Source organism: Micromonospora endolithica (assembly GCF_003626595.1).
GTDB lineage: Bacteria > Actinomycetota > Actinomycetes > Mycobacteriales > Micromonosporaceae > Micromonospora > Micromonospora endolithica.
Window position 1 is genome coordinate 867332 of the sequence record NZ_RBAK01000001.1, and the last position, 13380, is coordinate 880711.

Sequence of the window (13380 nt, forward strand, 5' to 3'; positions counted from 1 at the left end):
CTTCAGTGACATCGCCCCGCACCACCCTGAGCCTGGTCGACACCGACCCCGCCGAACTCGCCGTCGACGCGATCGTGATCGGCGTGCACAGCCAGACCGGAGAGCAGGACCCGCCCGGCGCCCTGCTGCTGGGCAGCGGTGCGGAGAGCATCGCCGCCGCCTTCGACGGCCGGCTGACCGAGACGCTGGCGCTGCTGGGTGCGACCGGCGGCCCCGGCGAGGTGATCAAGCTCGCGACCCTGGGCACGATCACCGCTCCGGTGGTCGCCGCGGTCGGCCTCGGCCCCGAGCCGACCGGTGCCGCACCCGCGCCGGAGACCCTGCGCCGGGCCGCCGGCGCCGCCGTCCGCGCCCTGGCCGGCGCCGGCCGGGTGGCGCTGGCCCTGCCGCTGCCCGACGACGACGACGCCCCGGCCGCGCTGCGGGCGGTCGCCGAGGGCGCGCTGCTCGGCGGCTACCGCTTCGCCGGCTACAAGACCCGGCCGCAGCCGACCCGCCGGGAGCCGGTCGCCGAGGTGCTGGTGGCTGTGCCGGACGCCGCCGACGCGACGGCGACCGCCGAGGTCGCCCGGGCGCAGGCCGTCACCGACGCGGTCCGGCTGACCCGGGACTGGGTCAACACCGCCCCGAACGAGCTGCGCCCGCCGGCCTTCGCCGACGCGGTAGCCGGTGCCGCCCGGGACGCCGGACTGGACGTCGAGGTGCTCGACGAGGCGGCGCTCGCCGCCGGCGGGTACGGCGGCATCATCGCCGTCGGGCAGGGCTCCGAGGCCCCGCCGCGCCTGGTCAAGCTCTCCTACACCCCGGCCGGCGGCGGCACCGGCAAGCGGGTCGCGCTGGTCGGCAAGGGCATCACCTTCGACACCGGCGGCATCTCGATCAAGCCCGCGCAGGGCATGTGGGAGATGAAGTCCGACATGGCCGGCGCCGCCGCGGTGGCCGCCACCATGCTGGCGGTGGCCGCGCTGAAGCCGTCGGTGCCGGTGACCGCCTATCTGCCGATGGCGGAGAACATGCCGTCCGGCACGTCGTACCGGCCGGGTGACGTGATCAGCATGTTCAACGGCAAGAAGGTGGAGGTGCTCAACACCGACGCCGAGGGCCGGATGATCCTGGCCGACGCGATCGCGCGGGCCTGCGCGGACGGCTGCGACTACCTCTTCGAGACCTCCACCCTGACCGGCGGCCAGGTGGTCGCGCTGGGCAAGCGCATCTCCGGGGTGATGGGCACCGCCGAGCTGTGCGAGCGGGTCCGGACGGCCGGCGACGCGGTCGGCGAGCCGGCCTGGCCGATGCCGCTGCCGGACGACGTCCGCAAGGGCATGGAGTCCGACGTGGCGGACATCTCCCAGGTCAACGCCGGGATGGACCGGGCCGGGCACATGTTGCAGGGCGGCGTCTTCCTGCGCGAGTTCGTCACCGACGAGGTGGCCTGGGCGCACATCGACATCGCCGGCCCGAGCTACCACTCGGGTGAGGCGACCGGCTACTGGACCAAGGGCGGCACCGGCGTTCCGGTCCGCACCCTGCTCCAGCTGGTCGACGACGTGGCCGCCAACGGCTGAGGTGTGGTGTAGGGAAGGGCCCCCGGTTGACACCGGGGGCCCTTCTTCACGCGTACGGGTCAGAAGAGTTCGGGGCGGCGCTTGCGGCGCTCGTTGTAGTCCCGCATCCGCTGCGGGTAGCCCATCAGGCGTACGTCGTAGATCGGGATCCCCAGCCGGTGGGCGAACCGGCGGGCACCGTCGGGGCCGTCGATGCGACGCCGCGTCCACTCCCCGTCGTCGGCGATCAGCATGACCGTGGTCTCGGTGACCGTGGTCCGCGGCTCGATGTACGCCTCGACGCCCTTCCGGGTCCGGACGAAGTTCTCCAGGTGGTCCAGATCGGCACGGTCGGCGGCCCGGTCCAGGCTGACCGCGCCCACCTTCTTCCGTCGTCGGAACAGTCCCACCGGTCGTCTCCCCCTCCACCTCGTCATCGAAGCCGGTGCCAAGCGTACGTGCCTCTGACGTGTCGTTGGGCACCTCACTACGCGGCCTGCGGCCAGTGGTGACAAGATGACCGAGGTGGGGTGTGCCTGTTACTCCCCCGTAACCCTCGATGCAGCGACGCGACCTGGGAGTTGGACGTGAGCGAGCCGAACGAAGCGACCTTCGACATCGTCATTCTCGGAGGTGGCAGCGGCGGCTACGCGGCGGCGCTGCGCGCCGCCCAGCTGGATCTCTCCGTCGCCCTGATCGAGAAGGGCAAGCTCGGCGGCACCTGCCTGCACAACGGCTGCATCCCGACCAAGGCGCTGCTGCACGCGGCGGAGATCGCCGACCAGACCCGCGAGTCGGAGCAGTTCGGTGTGAAGGCCGAGCTGCACGGCATCGACATGACCGCGGTCAACTCGTACAAGGACGGTGTGGTCGCCCGGCTGTACAAGGGCCTGCAGGGCCTGGTCGGTGGCGCCAAGAACATCACCTTCGTGGCCGGCGCCGGCAAGCTGGTCGGCAAGAACGTCGTCGAGGTGGACGGCAAGCGGTACACCGGCCGCAACATCATCCTGGCCTCCGGCTCGTACGCGAAGAGCCTGCCCGGCCTGGAGGTCGACGGCGAGCGGATCATCACGAGCGACCACGCACTGACCCTGGACCGGGTCCCGGCCTCGGCGATCGTGCTCGGCGGCGGCGTGATCGGCGTGGAGTTCGCCAGCGTCTGGAAGTCCTTCGGCGTGGACGTGACGATCGTCGAGGCGCTGCCCCGGCTGGTCGCCGCCGAGGACGAGGAGTCGTCGAAGGCGCTGGAGCGGGCCTTCCGCAAGCGGAAGATCAACTTCAAGGTCGGCAAGCCGTTCGAGAAGGTCGAGAAGACCGACAACGGCGTCAAGGTCACCATCTCCGGCGGCGAGACGGTCGAGGCCGAGCTGCTGCTGGTCGCCGTCGGGCGCGGCCCGAACACCGCCGGCCTCGGTTACGAGGAGCAGGGCGTCAAGCTGGACCGCGGCTACGTGCTGACCGACGAGCGGCTGCGCACCGGGGTGCCGAACGTGTACGCCGTCGGCGACATCGTGCCCGGCCTCCAGCTCGCCCACCGGGGCTTCCAGCAGGGCATCTTCGTCGCCGAGGAGATCGCCGGCCAGAACCCGGCCGTGATCGACGAGGCCGGCATCCCGCGGGTCACCTACTCCGACCCGGAGCTGGCGTCGGTCGGGCTGACCGAGGCGAAGGCCAAGGAGCAGTACGGCGCCGACAAGATCAAGACTTACAACTACAACCTGGGTGGCAACGGCAAGAGCCAGATCCTCAAGACCACCGGCTTCGTGAAGCTGGTGCGCGTCGAGGACGGGCCGGTCGTCGGCGTGCACATGGTCGGCGCCCGGGTCGGCGAGCAGGTCGGCGAGGCCCAGCTGATCTACAACTGGGAGGCGTACCCGGCCGAGGTCGCGCAGCTCGTGCACGCGCACCCGACGCAGAACGAGGCCCTGGGCGAGGCGCACCTGGCCCTCGCCGGCAAGCCGCTGCACGCACACGCCTGATCGAGAACTGATTCCGCGGCGTCCGGCGGCTGACGGGCGAGATCGCACCAGGGAATGAAGGAGTCATAGAAGATGCCGGTATCGGTCACCATGCCCCGGCTCGGCGAGAGCGTCACCGAGGGCACCGTCACGCGCTGGCTCAAGCAGGAGGGCGACACCGTCGAGGTGGACGAGCCGCTGCTGGAGGTGTCGACCGACAAGGTCGACACGGAGATCCCGTCCCCCGCGGCCGGCGTGCTGACCCGGATCGTGGTGGGCGAGGACGAGACCGCCGAGGTCGGTAGCGAGCTGGCCGTGATCGACGGCGAGGGTGGCGCTTCCGGCGGCGGCGAGGCCCCGAAGGAGGAGCCGGCCGAGCAGGTCGAGCCGGCCGCCGAGCCGACGGCCGCCGCCGAGGGCACCGCCGACCAGGTGGCCCAGGACGAGGCCCCGAAGGAGGAGGCCCCGAAGGCCGAGGCGCAGGCCGCGCCGGCGCCGTCGGGCGAGGGCACCCCGGTCACCATGCCGGCCCTGGGCGAGAGCGTCACCGAGGGTACGGTCACCCGCTGGCTCAAGCAGGTCGGCGAGACCGTCGAGGTGGACGAGCCGCTGCTGGAGGTCTCCACCGACAAGGTGGACACCGAGATCCCGTCGCCGGTGGCGGGCACGGTCCTGGAGATCAAGGTCGCTGAGGACGAGACCGCCGCGGTCGGCGCCGAGCTGGCCGTGATCGGGGCCGAGGGCGCCGCCCCGGCCCAGGGCGAGCCGCAGCCCAAGGCCGAGCCGAAGGCAGAGGCCGAGCCGGAGCCCGAGGCCAAGCCGGAGCCCGAGGCCAAGCCGACGCCGAAGGCCGAGACCAAGCCCGAGCCGGCGGTGTCCGAGCCGACCCCGGGCATGTCCTACAACGAGCCGTCCGCGGAGGCCGAGGTGGCCGCCGAGCCGGCCAAGGCCGAGCAGGCCGCGCAGCCGTCCGCGCCGACCGGTTCGCCGCAGCGCCCGTCCGCCCCGGTATCCGGTGGTGGCGAGGAGGCCGCCGGCTACGTGACCCCGCTGGTCCGCAAGCTGGCCGGCGAGCACGGCGTGGACCTGTCCTCGCTCAACGGCACCGGCGTGGGTGGCCGGATCCGCAAGCAGGACGTGCTGGAGGCGGCGGAGAAGGCCAAGGCGGCGAAGGCCGCGCCGGCCCCGGCGGCGCAGCAGCCCGCCGCGGCGGCCCCGGCCAAGCCGGCGGAGAAGCCGCAGCCGAGCGGCAAGCGGGGCACCACCGAGAAGCTGCCCCGGATCCGCAAGGCCATCGCCACCCGGCTGCACGAGTCGCTGCACGAGATGGCACAGCTCACCACGGTGATCGAGGTGGACGTCACCAAGATCGCCAAGCTGCGGGCGCAGGCCAAGGACTCGTTCCTGCAGCGGCACGGCGTGAAGCTGTCCTTCCTGCCGTTCTTCGCCCTGGCCGCGGTCGAGGCGTTGCAGTCCTACCCGGTCGTCAACGCCCGGATGGACCTGGCCGAGGGCACGATCACCTACCCGGAGGCCGAGCACCTCGGCATCGCGGTGGACACCGAGCGGGGCCTGCTGACCCCGGTCATCCACAACGCCGGTGACCTCAACCTGGGCGGCATCGCCAAGCGGGTGGCCGACCTGGCCGAGCGCACCCGGACCAACAAGATCAGCCCGGACGAGATCGCCGGCGCGACCTTCACGCTGACCAACACCGGCAGCCGGGGTGCGCTGTTCGACACCCCGATCGTGCCGTCGCCGCAGTCGGCGATGCTCGGCACGGGTGCCGTGGTCAAGCGGCCGGTCGTGGTCAACGACCCCAACCTCGGCGAGGTCGTCGCGGTCCGGTCGATGGTCTACCTGGCGCTCTCCTACGACCACCGGCTGATCGACGGCGCGGACGCCGCCCGGTTCCTGGTGGCGGTGAAGGAGCGGCTGGAGGCCGGCAACTTCGAGGCCGAGCTGGGCCTGTAGCACCACGTACGCGTGAGGGGCGCCCCGGAGGATCGGGGCGCCCCTCACGCGTGGTCGGCGTCAGGCGTTCTTCAGCGTCTCCTCGGAGACCCGCCAGAGCCGCTCGGCCGCCTCCGGGTCACGGGCGTAGGGGGCGTACCCGGTGCGGGTGCCAGGCTGGTTCGGCCCGGCCTCCTGGCAGTCCTCGAAGTAGCGTCCGCCGATGCCGTCGAGCAGCGGCGAGGTGGCCACCAGCACCGACGTGGCGGCGCCCTGTTCGACGTTCTTCCAGTTCGCGGCGCCGCCACCGCTGGAGGCGCGCAGCCGGTTCAGCTCCTCCTCGCTGACGTACCGCTGGAGGTTGGTCCGGATCGCGCCGGGCATCAGCGCGTTGGTCAGGATCCCGTCGTCGGCCCAGCGGCGGGTCGCCGCCACGGCGAACAGCACGTTGGCGGTCTTCGACTGCCCGTACGCGGCCCACGGCTCGTACGGCCGCCGCTGGAAGTGGATGTCGTCGAACACCACGTCGGAGCGCAGGTGGGCCGCCGAGCTGACCGAGACCACGCGCGCTCCCCCGGCCGCGGCGAGTGCCCGGTGCAGGCCGGTGGCCAACGCGAAGTGGCCGAGGTGGTTGGTGGCGAACTGCATCTCCCAGCCCTGTGGGGTACGCATCTCGGGCGAGGCCATCATGCCGGCGTTGTCGACCAGGATGTGCAGCGGGCCGTCCCAGGTGCCGACGAAGGCGGCCACCGACGCCTGGTCGGCGAGGTCGAGCGGGGCGACCAGGATCCGGTCGTTGCCGGTGCTGGCGGCGATGTCCTCGGCGGCCTGCCGGCCCTGGTCGGGCTTGCGGACGGCGAGGGTGACATCGGCGCCGGCGGCGGCGAGCGCCCGGGCGGTCTCGACGCCGATGCCCGATCCGCCGCCGGTCACCACGGCCCGGCGTCCGGTGAGGTCGATGCCCTGGACGACCTCCAGGGCGGTGGACCGGGCGTCGAACGGTGTCTGGACAGGTGCGCTGGTGGTCATGATCCGTCCTTGGGTCGCATGGGTGCGGCGGGCGCGGCCCGAACCGCTACGATGTGAAGCGGAGGATCCTCCGTTACGGTCGAGACTAACCGGAGGTTCCTCCGTTTGCCAGTCCGATCCGCCCGGAGCGCGGATTCGGCGTCCCGCCGGCCGATCCCCGCCGGCCCGGCGAGCAGGAGGAGACGTGCCCGAGCCCGGCCGACGGCCGTTGCGCGCCGACGCGCAGCGCAACCGCGAGCGCCTGCTCGACGCCGCCGTCCGGGCGTTTTCCCAGGGCGGCGCGGAGGTAACACTCGACGCCGTCGCCCGGGACGCCGGCGTGGGCATCGGTACCCTCTACCGGCACTTCCCGACCCGGGAGGCACTGGTCGAGGCCGCCTACCGCAACGAGCTGGAGAAGCTGTGCGACGCCGCCGGGGAGCTGTTGGAGCGGCTGCCCCCGGTGCCGGCCACCCGCGCCTGGATGGACCTCTTCATCGACTACCTGTCCACCAAGCGGGGCATGGCCGACGCGCTGCGGCTGGTGATCGCCGCCGGCACCAACCCGTTCGCCCAGAGCCGGGACCGGCTGCTGGCCGCCGTCGGCGAACTGCTGGCGGCGGGCGTGGCCGCCAAGACGGTACGCCCCGACGCCGCCGCGGCCGACGTGCTGACCGCGCTCAGCGGCGTCTCCCTCGCCGCCGGCGCTCCGGAGCAGCGGGACCAGGCCGGTCGCCTGCTGGACCTGCTGCTGGACGGGCTGCGGTACCGGGCGGGCGGCTGAGACGATTCCGGTCCCGCCCGCGCCGGCCCACTGACAGAGTGGATCGGTGGGCGGCATCCGGTGGCGCGGTCGGTTGGGGCCCGCCGTCGCCGTCGCGCCGGGCGCCCGGGTGGACAAGTTCGAGGTCTTCTTCGACCTGGTCTTCGTCTTCTCGTTCTTCATCATCACCCGGGCCACCGCGATGGACATCAACGGCCGGCAGCTCCTGCACGCCCTGCTGGTGCTCGCGGTGCTCTGGTGGTGCTGGGTGATCCACAGTGTGGTCGCCACCCGGGTCCGGCTCGGGGTCGGCTTCGTGCCGGTGCTGATGGTGATCAGCATGGCCGCGCTGTTCAGCTTCGCCCTCGCCCTGCCGCAGGCCTTCGACGACCCGCGCGAGGGCGCGGCGGGGCCGGCGGTGGTGGCGATCAGCTACGTCGTCATCCGCGTCGTGCACCTGGTGCTCTACCGGCACATGACCGGGGACAGCCCGCACGAGCGCCGCCAGCTCCGGCGCTTCACGCCGGAGATCGTCCTGAGCACCGTCCTGCTGGGCGCCGCCGCGCTGGTCCCCGCCCGGATCGCCGACCCCGACCAGGCCACCATGGTCCGGGACGTGCTGTGGCTGACGGTCGTGCTGCTCCAGTACGCCACCGGGCTGATCGCCGGCACCTGGGGTTGGGGGGTCGCCTCGGCCGAGCACTGGACCGAGCGGTACGACCTCATCCTGATCATCGCCCTCGGCGAGTCGGTGATCTCCGTCGGAGTCGGCAGCAACCTGCTCGGCCAGCCACCGACCTGGCCGGCGGTGGCCGCCGCCGTCCTCGGCATCGTCTTCACCGCCGCCCTCTGGTGGGCGCACTACGACATGATCGGGCCGGCGGCCCGGATCGCGCTGCACGCCGCGCAGGGCCGGCCCCGGGTGGCGATGGCCCGCGACGCCTACGCCTATCTCTACCTGCCGATGATCGCCGGGATCATCCTGTTCGCCCTCGGCGCCGAGGAGATCGTGCACGAGATCGCCGACCAGAAGATCCCGCTGGGCGAGCCGGCGCACGGGCCGGCGGTGCCGCTGCTCTTCGGCGGGGTGGCCTGCTACCTGTCCACGAACATGCTCTTCCAGCTCCGGACCCTGCGGACCGTCTCCTGGACCCGGGTGGTCGCCGTACTGCTGCTGCTGGCCGCGATCCCGGCCGGGATGCACCTGCCCGGCCTGGCCACCCTCGCCCTGCTCACCGCCATCTGTGTCGGGCTGGTGGCGACGGAGGTGGTGGTGTTCGCCGAGGCCCGCCGCGCCCTCCAGACAACGATCTTCGAGGAGCGCACCAGCCACGAGGCGCACGAGGCGGCCTGGCGGGCACGGTGGAAGGAACCCGCCCCGGACGAGCCCTCCACCTGACGCCCCAGCACCCCGCCGGTGATCTGCCGGTAGCAGAACCGGCCCGCGCGGACTGGCCGGCCGGCCCGGCGGGCGGCACCCTGGCAGGGGTGACGACCTTCTCGCTCCAGGCCACCCCCACCGACGCCGCCGACTGGCTCGACCTGGCCCGGCGCGCGGAGGCGGCCGGCTTCGACGCCCTGTTCGCCCCCGACCATCCCGGCAAGGCGGCCGCGCCGTTCGTCGCTCTCGCCGCCGCCGCGGCGGTGACCACGACGCTCGGTCTGGGCACCAACGTCTCGAACGCCGGTGTCCGCGAGCCGGCCCTGCTCGCCGGCGACGTGGCCACCCTCGACCTGCTCTCCGGCGGGCGGGCCCGGCTGGGTCTGGGCGCCGGACACACGCCGGCGGAGTGGCGGGCCGTCGGCCGGGAGCGCCCCGACGTGGCCGGCCGGGTCCGCCGCTGCGTGGCCGTCGCCGAGGCCGTCCGCGCCCTGCTCGACGGGGCGGAGATCACCGTCGACTCCCCCGACCTGGTCGTGCACGGCGCGCGGCTGGCCGGGCCGCGCCCGGTCCAGTCCCGCGTACCGCTGACCATCGGCACGGCCAACTCCCGGCTGCTGCGCTGGGCCGGCGCGCACGCCGACGTCGTCGGGCTCGCCGGCCTCGGCCGGACGCTGCCCGACGGTTACGCGCACGAGGTGCGGTGGCGGGAGGCCGACATCCAGGCCCAGTTGGCCGAGGTCGCGGCGGGCGCGGCGGGCCGGGACACCCCGCCGGTGCTGGAGGCGCTGGTGCAGCAGGTCGTGGTCACCGACGACGCCGAGGCCGCCGCCGCGGACACCGCCCGGGAGACCGGCCTGACGGTGGCGGAGCTGCTGGCCACGCCGTACGTCCTGATCGGCACGGTGGACGAGATCCACGCGGCGGTGACCGCGCACGAACGCCGCTGGGGCATCACCCGTTTCGTCGTACGCCGGAACGCGCTCGACCCGCTCAGCCCGCTCCTGGCCCGCCTGGCCGGCGACGCTCAGCCGAGCCGCTCGTAGAAGCGGATCTTCTCCCGGAGGTGGTCGTACTGGTTCTGCAGCAGGCGCATCTGCTCCTCCACCCGGACGGCGTGACTCTCCAGCAACGCCCGGCGCTCGCCGGCGGTGTGCTCGCCCTCCCGGGCCAGCTCGGCATAGCGGCACATCTCGGCGATCGGCATGCCGGTGTCCCGCAGGCAGCGGAACAGCACCAGCCAGCCCAGGTCGTCGTCGGTGAAGACGCGGCGCCCGGCGGACGTGCGGCCGACCGCGCCGAGCAGCCCGATCTTCTCGTAGTAGCGCAGGGTGTCGAGGCTGAACCCGCTGCGGCGGGCGGCCTCGGAGGGTGCGTACATGACCGCAGGCTAACGCTTGACCTGGAGCGCACTCCAGATTGAAAGCTGTACCCATGACGACGACACGGATCATCGGACGCAGCGGAATCGAGGTCGGCGCGCTCGGCATGGGTTGCTGGGCGATCGGTGGGCCACTGTGGGGCGACGACGGCCAGCCCTACGGGTGGGGCGAGGTGGACGACGACGAGTCGATCCGCACCATCCACACCGCACTGGACCTCGGCGTGACGCTGTTCGACACGGCCAGCAACTACGGCGCCGGGCACAGCGAACGGGTGCTCGGCCGGGCACTGGCCGGCCGGCGGGACCGGGCGGTGATCGCCACCAAGTTCGGCAACCGCTCCGACGAGGCGACCCGCCGGGCGACCGGGGTGGACGCCAGCGGAGACCACGCGGTGGCCAGCCTGGAGGGGTCGCTGCGGCGGCTGGGCACCGACCACGTCGACCTCTACCTGCTGCACCTCAACGACCTGCCGGCCACCGCCGCGCTCGACCTGGTCGACACCCTGGAGGCCCTGGTCACCCAGGGCAAGATCCGCGCGTACGGGTGGAGCACCGACAACCCCGCCTCGGCACGCGCCTTCGCGCTGGCCGGACCGCACTGCGCGGCGATCGAGCACGACCAGTCGGTGCTGCACGACAACGCCGAGATGCTGGCCGTCTGCGACGAGTTCGACCTCGCCAGCCTGAACCGGGGGCCGCTGGCGATGGGTCTGCTCACCGCGAAGTACCAGGGCGCTCCGGTGGCCCGGGGCAGCGACGACGTACGCGGGCTCGCCCCCGACTGGCTGCCCTGGTTCACCGACGGCGTGCCGGACGCCGCGTGGGCCGGCCGGGTGGCACGGGTCCGGGAGGTCCTCACCGCCGACGGGCGCACCCTCGCCCAGGGCGCGCTGGGCTGGCTGCTCGCGCGCAGCCCGCGGACCCTGCCCATCCCCGGCTGCCGGACCGTCGCCCAGGCGGAGGAGAACCTCGGGACACTGGCGTACGGTCCGCTGCCCGACGCGGCCTTCGCCGAGGTGGAGAAGCTCCTCGACGACGTGCGCGCCGCGCGGGCGTGACCCGTGTGACGCATCCGGATTCCCCTCGGTGACCGAAGATAGGGGTATGCGGATCCTCATGGCCGGCGCGTCCGGCTTCCTCGGCACCCGGCTGGCCACCCTGCTCACCGCCGACGGGCACCGGATCACCCGGCTGGTCCGGCGGGCACCCCGTTCCGAGCAGGAGCGGCGATGGGACCCGGCCGCCGGCCAGCTCGACCCGGCCGTGGTCGCGGAGGCCGACGCGGTGGTCAACCTGGCCGGGGCGGGCGTCGGCGACAAGCGGTGGACCGACGAGTACCGGCAGCTCATCCGGTCCAGCCGGGTGGACTCCACCACCACCCTGGCGGTCACGATCGCCGGCCTGCCCGCCGCGGAGCGGCCGGAGGTGCTGCTCAACTCCTCCGCGGTGGGCTGGTACGGCGACACCGGTGACCGGTCCGTGGAGGAGGACGCCCCGGCCGGTGAGGGGTTCCTGGCCGACGTGTGCCGGGTGTGGGAGGCCGCGACCCGGCCCGCCGAGGACGCCGGGGTACGGGTGGTGCGGATGCGGACCGGGCTGCCGCTGCACCGCGACGGCGGGCTGCTCAAGCCCCAGCTGCTGCCGTTCCGGCTGGGCATCGCCGGGCGGCTGGGCAGCGGCCGGCAGTGGCTGCCGTGGATGTCGATGACCGACTGGCTGCACGCGTCGACGTTCCTGCTGGCCCGCGCCGACATCGCCGGCCCGGTGAACCTGGTCGGGCCGTCCCCGGTGACCAACGCCGAGTTCACCCGTGAACTGGCCCGGCAGCTGCACCGGCCGGCGGTGGTGCCGATCCCGGGGCTGGCGCTGCGGGTGGTGCTCGGCGGTTTCGCGCAGGAGGCGCTGGCCAGCACCCGGGTGCTGCCCGGCGTGCTCACCGGAGCCGGGTTCGACTTCCGCCACCCCGACCTGTCCAGCGCCCTGCACGCCGCCCTCACGGAGTAAGGAAGGGCCCCCCGTTAACGCCTCGCGTATAGCAGGGGGCCCTTCTTAACACTGGACGGTCAGCAGCCGATCACCCAGTAGTTGGGGCCGGTCTGCTTCAGGGCGCTGGTGTAGAAGGTGTTGTAGAGGCCCATCCGCTGGTTCGATCCGTTGGCGTACGCGTACCCACCCGACTGGTAGGCGCGACCGGCGGTGACGTGCGCGTAGTTGCTGGCGGTGACGCAGGTCGGGCTGGTCGTCGGCGGCGGCGTGGGCGACGCGGTCGGGGTGGGCGGCGGCGTCGGGCCGGTGGTCGGCGTCGGGGTCGGGTTGGTGCCGCCGCCGTTCAACCCGAAGAACAGCGCGTCGTAGTACGTCGAGCAGATGGTGTCCAGGACGTACGCCCCGGCGGTGCCGCACTGGTTCGCCGCCGAACCCGGGTCGACGGGCGTGCCGTGGCCCATCCCGGAGACCCGCTGGACGCGGACGTCGTTGTTGCCGTACACCTCGACGCTGGTGTTCGCGGGCAGCGACGCGGTGCTGGTCGGGGTCTGGGACACCCCCCGCACGTTGGTCCACTGGTCGCGCAGCTCGGTGGCGTTGGCCGGGACCACCACGTAGTCGGACGTGCCGTGCCAGATCGACACGCGGGGGTACGGGCCGCTGTAGCCGGGGTAGGCGGCGCGGACCAGGTCGCCCCAGGCGGCCGGGGTCTTGTTCACACCGCTGTTCTGACAGGTGCTGGTCGAGGCCGGTGGGGAGCACCGGTACGGCAGGCCGGCGATGACCGAGCCACCGCGGAACACGTCCGGGTAGGTGGCGAGCATGACCGCGCTCATCGCGCCACCGGCGGAGAGGCCGCTGACGAAGACGCGGTTGGCGTCGGTGCCGTAGTTCGCCTTCGCGTGGTCGACCATCTGTTTGATCGACAGAGCCTCGCCCTGACCCCGCCGGATGTCGCCCTCGACGAACCAGTTGAAGCAGCTCAACGCCTGGTTCGCGCTGGACTGCCCGGCCACGATCACGGTGAACTTCCACTGGTCGGCGAACTTCTGCCAGCCGCTGTTGGTGAAGTATCCGGGGCCGTTCTGGGTGCAGCCGTGCAGCAGCACCACCGCCGGGGCGTTGGCGGGGAGATTGTCCGGGCGGTACGCGTACATGGTCAGGTTGCCGGGGTTGGACCCGAACCCGGTGACCTGGGTGAGGCTGGCGGCCTGGGCGGGGGTGGACACGGCGACGACCGCCGCGGCGGCCAGGACGAACCCGGCTGCCGCGCCGGCCAGCCGGGCGAAGAGGGTGGTGTTGCGGCGCACGGGGGCCTCCTGTCGGGGATTGTGAACTGGGTCACCCGCGAATTGCCGCGACGTTACGTCGATGTGTCGACGCTGTGACATGGGCCACGGTCA

The 13380-nt window shown here is 72.9% G+C and carries 12 protein-coding genes; 8 read left to right on the plus strand and 4 right to left on the minus strand.

The features are described from left to right. The first annotated feature begins 5 nt into the window (after nucleotides 1–5). Nucleotides 6–1565: a leucyl aminopeptidase gene (locus D7223_RS03840; RefSeq protein WP_120724810.1), complete on the plus strand. Its 1560-nt coding sequence runs from the start codon at nucleotides 6–8 to the stop codon at nucleotides 1563–1565. A gap of 59 nt (nucleotides 1566–1624) precedes the next feature. Here D7223_RS03840 and D7223_RS03845 read toward each other — a convergent pair whose 3' ends face one another. Then, on the minus strand, nucleotides 1625–1954 hold the full coding sequence (locus tag D7223_RS03845) for a hypothetical protein (protein ID WP_120724812.1): 330 nt from the start codon (nucleotides 1952–1954) through the stop codon (nucleotides 1625–1627). A gap of 177 nt (nucleotides 1955–2131) precedes the next feature. Between D7223_RS03845 and lpdA the strand changes: the two genes are divergently transcribed. Beyond that, complete coding sequence (gene lpdA, locus D7223_RS03850) at nucleotides 2132–3523, plus strand: dihydrolipoyl dehydrogenase (protein WP_120724814.1); 1392 nt, start codon at nucleotides 2132–2134, stop codon at nucleotides 3521–3523. 72 nt (nucleotides 3524–3595) lie between these two features. Next, complete coding sequence (gene sucB / locus D7223_RS03855) at nucleotides 3596–5476, plus strand: 2-oxoglutarate dehydrogenase, E2 component, dihydrolipoamide succinyltransferase (RefSeq protein ID WP_120724816.1); 1881 nt, start codon at nucleotides 3596–3598, stop codon at nucleotides 5474–5476. A 60-nt stretch (nucleotides 5477–5536) separates the two neighbouring features. Here the strand turns inward: sucB and D7223_RS03860 are convergent, their stop codons facing one another. Continuing rightward, nucleotides 5537–6484, minus strand: a complete 948-nt coding sequence (locus tag D7223_RS03860) for an SDR family NAD(P)-dependent oxidoreductase (RefSeq protein WP_120724818.1) — start codon at nucleotides 6482–6484, stop codon at nucleotides 5537–5539. A 184-nt stretch (nucleotides 6485–6668) separates the two neighbouring features. Between D7223_RS03860 and D7223_RS03865 the strand changes: the two genes are divergently transcribed. The 3 genes from D7223_RS03865 to D7223_RS03875 all read left to right on the plus strand — a co-directional run bounded on the left by D7223_RS03865 (nucleotide 6669) and on the right by D7223_RS03875 (nucleotide 9653). Then, complete coding sequence (locus D7223_RS03865) at nucleotides 6669–7247, plus strand: TetR/AcrR family transcriptional regulator (RefSeq protein ID WP_120724820.1); 579 nt, start codon at nucleotides 6669–6671, stop codon at nucleotides 7245–7247. A 46-nt stretch (nucleotides 7248–7293) separates the two neighbouring features. Then, nucleotides 7294–8625 carry a low temperature requirement protein A gene (locus D7223_RS03870; RefSeq protein WP_120724822.1) on the plus strand — a complete coding sequence of 444 codons (1332 nt, stop codon included), beginning with the start codon at nucleotides 7294–7296 and terminating at the stop codon, nucleotides 8623–8625. 89 nt (nucleotides 8626–8714) lie between these two features. Then, complete coding sequence (locus D7223_RS03875; RefSeq protein ID WP_120725734.1) at nucleotides 8715–9653, plus strand: TIGR03621 family F420-dependent LLM class oxidoreductase; 939 nt, start codon at nucleotides 8715–8717, stop codon at nucleotides 9651–9653. Here D7223_RS03875 and D7223_RS03880 read toward each other — a convergent pair. Then, nucleotides 9635–9988 carry a MerR family transcriptional regulator gene (locus D7223_RS03880; RefSeq protein WP_120724824.1) on the minus strand — a complete coding sequence of 118 codons (354 nt, stop codon included), beginning with the start codon at nucleotides 9986–9988 and terminating at the stop codon, nucleotides 9635–9637. The two genes, D7223_RS03875 and D7223_RS03880, sit on opposite strands and share 19 nt — an antisense overlap. A gap of 53 nt (nucleotides 9989–10041) precedes the next feature. On the opposite strand from D7223_RS03880, the gene D7223_RS03885 reads away from it, so the two are divergent. Both D7223_RS03885 and D7223_RS03890 read left to right on the plus strand, forming a co-directional pair. Beyond that, nucleotides 10042–11049, plus strand: a complete 1008-nt coding sequence (locus D7223_RS03885; RefSeq protein WP_120724826.1) for an aldo/keto reductase — start codon at nucleotides 10042–10044, stop codon at nucleotides 11047–11049. Nucleotides 11050–11095: 46 nt separating this feature from the next. Next, nucleotides 11096–11995, plus strand: a complete 900-nt coding sequence (locus D7223_RS03890; RefSeq protein ID WP_120724828.1) for a TIGR01777 family oxidoreductase — start codon at nucleotides 11096–11098, stop codon at nucleotides 11993–11995. Between the two features lie 59 nt (nucleotides 11996–12054). On the opposite strand, the gene D7223_RS03895 is transcribed toward D7223_RS03890, so the two are convergent. Continuing rightward, nucleotides 12055–13287 carry an extracellular catalytic domain type 1 short-chain-length polyhydroxyalkanoate depolymerase gene (locus D7223_RS03895; RefSeq protein WP_120724830.1) on the minus strand — a complete coding sequence of 411 codons (1233 nt, stop codon included), beginning with the start codon at nucleotides 13285–13287 and terminating at the stop codon, nucleotides 12055–12057. Between the last annotated feature and the right edge of the window lie 93 nt (nucleotides 13288–13380).

What these genes read in the sequence shown, in the direction of transcription:
- sucB (WP_120724816.1), top strand. Translation starts at nt 3,596, where the DNA reads ATGCCGGTATCGGTCACCATGCCCCGGCTCGGCGAGAGCGTCACCGAG.
- D7223_RS03860 (WP_120724818.1), bottom strand. Translation starts at nt 6,484, where the DNA reads ATGACCACCAGCGCACCTGTCCAGACACCGTTCGACGCCCGGTCCACC.
- D7223_RS03880 (WP_120724824.1), bottom strand. Translation starts at nt 9,988, where the DNA reads ATGTACGCACCCTCCGAGGCCGCCCGCCGCAGCGGGTTCAGCCTCGAC.
- D7223_RS03885 (WP_120724826.1), top strand. Translation starts at nt 10,042, where the DNA reads ATGACGACGACACGGATCATCGGACGCAGCGGAATCGAGGTCGGCGCG.
- D7223_RS03890 (WP_120724828.1), top strand. Translation starts at nt 11,096, where the DNA reads ATGCGGATCCTCATGGCCGGCGCGTCCGGCTTCCTCGGCACCCGGCTG.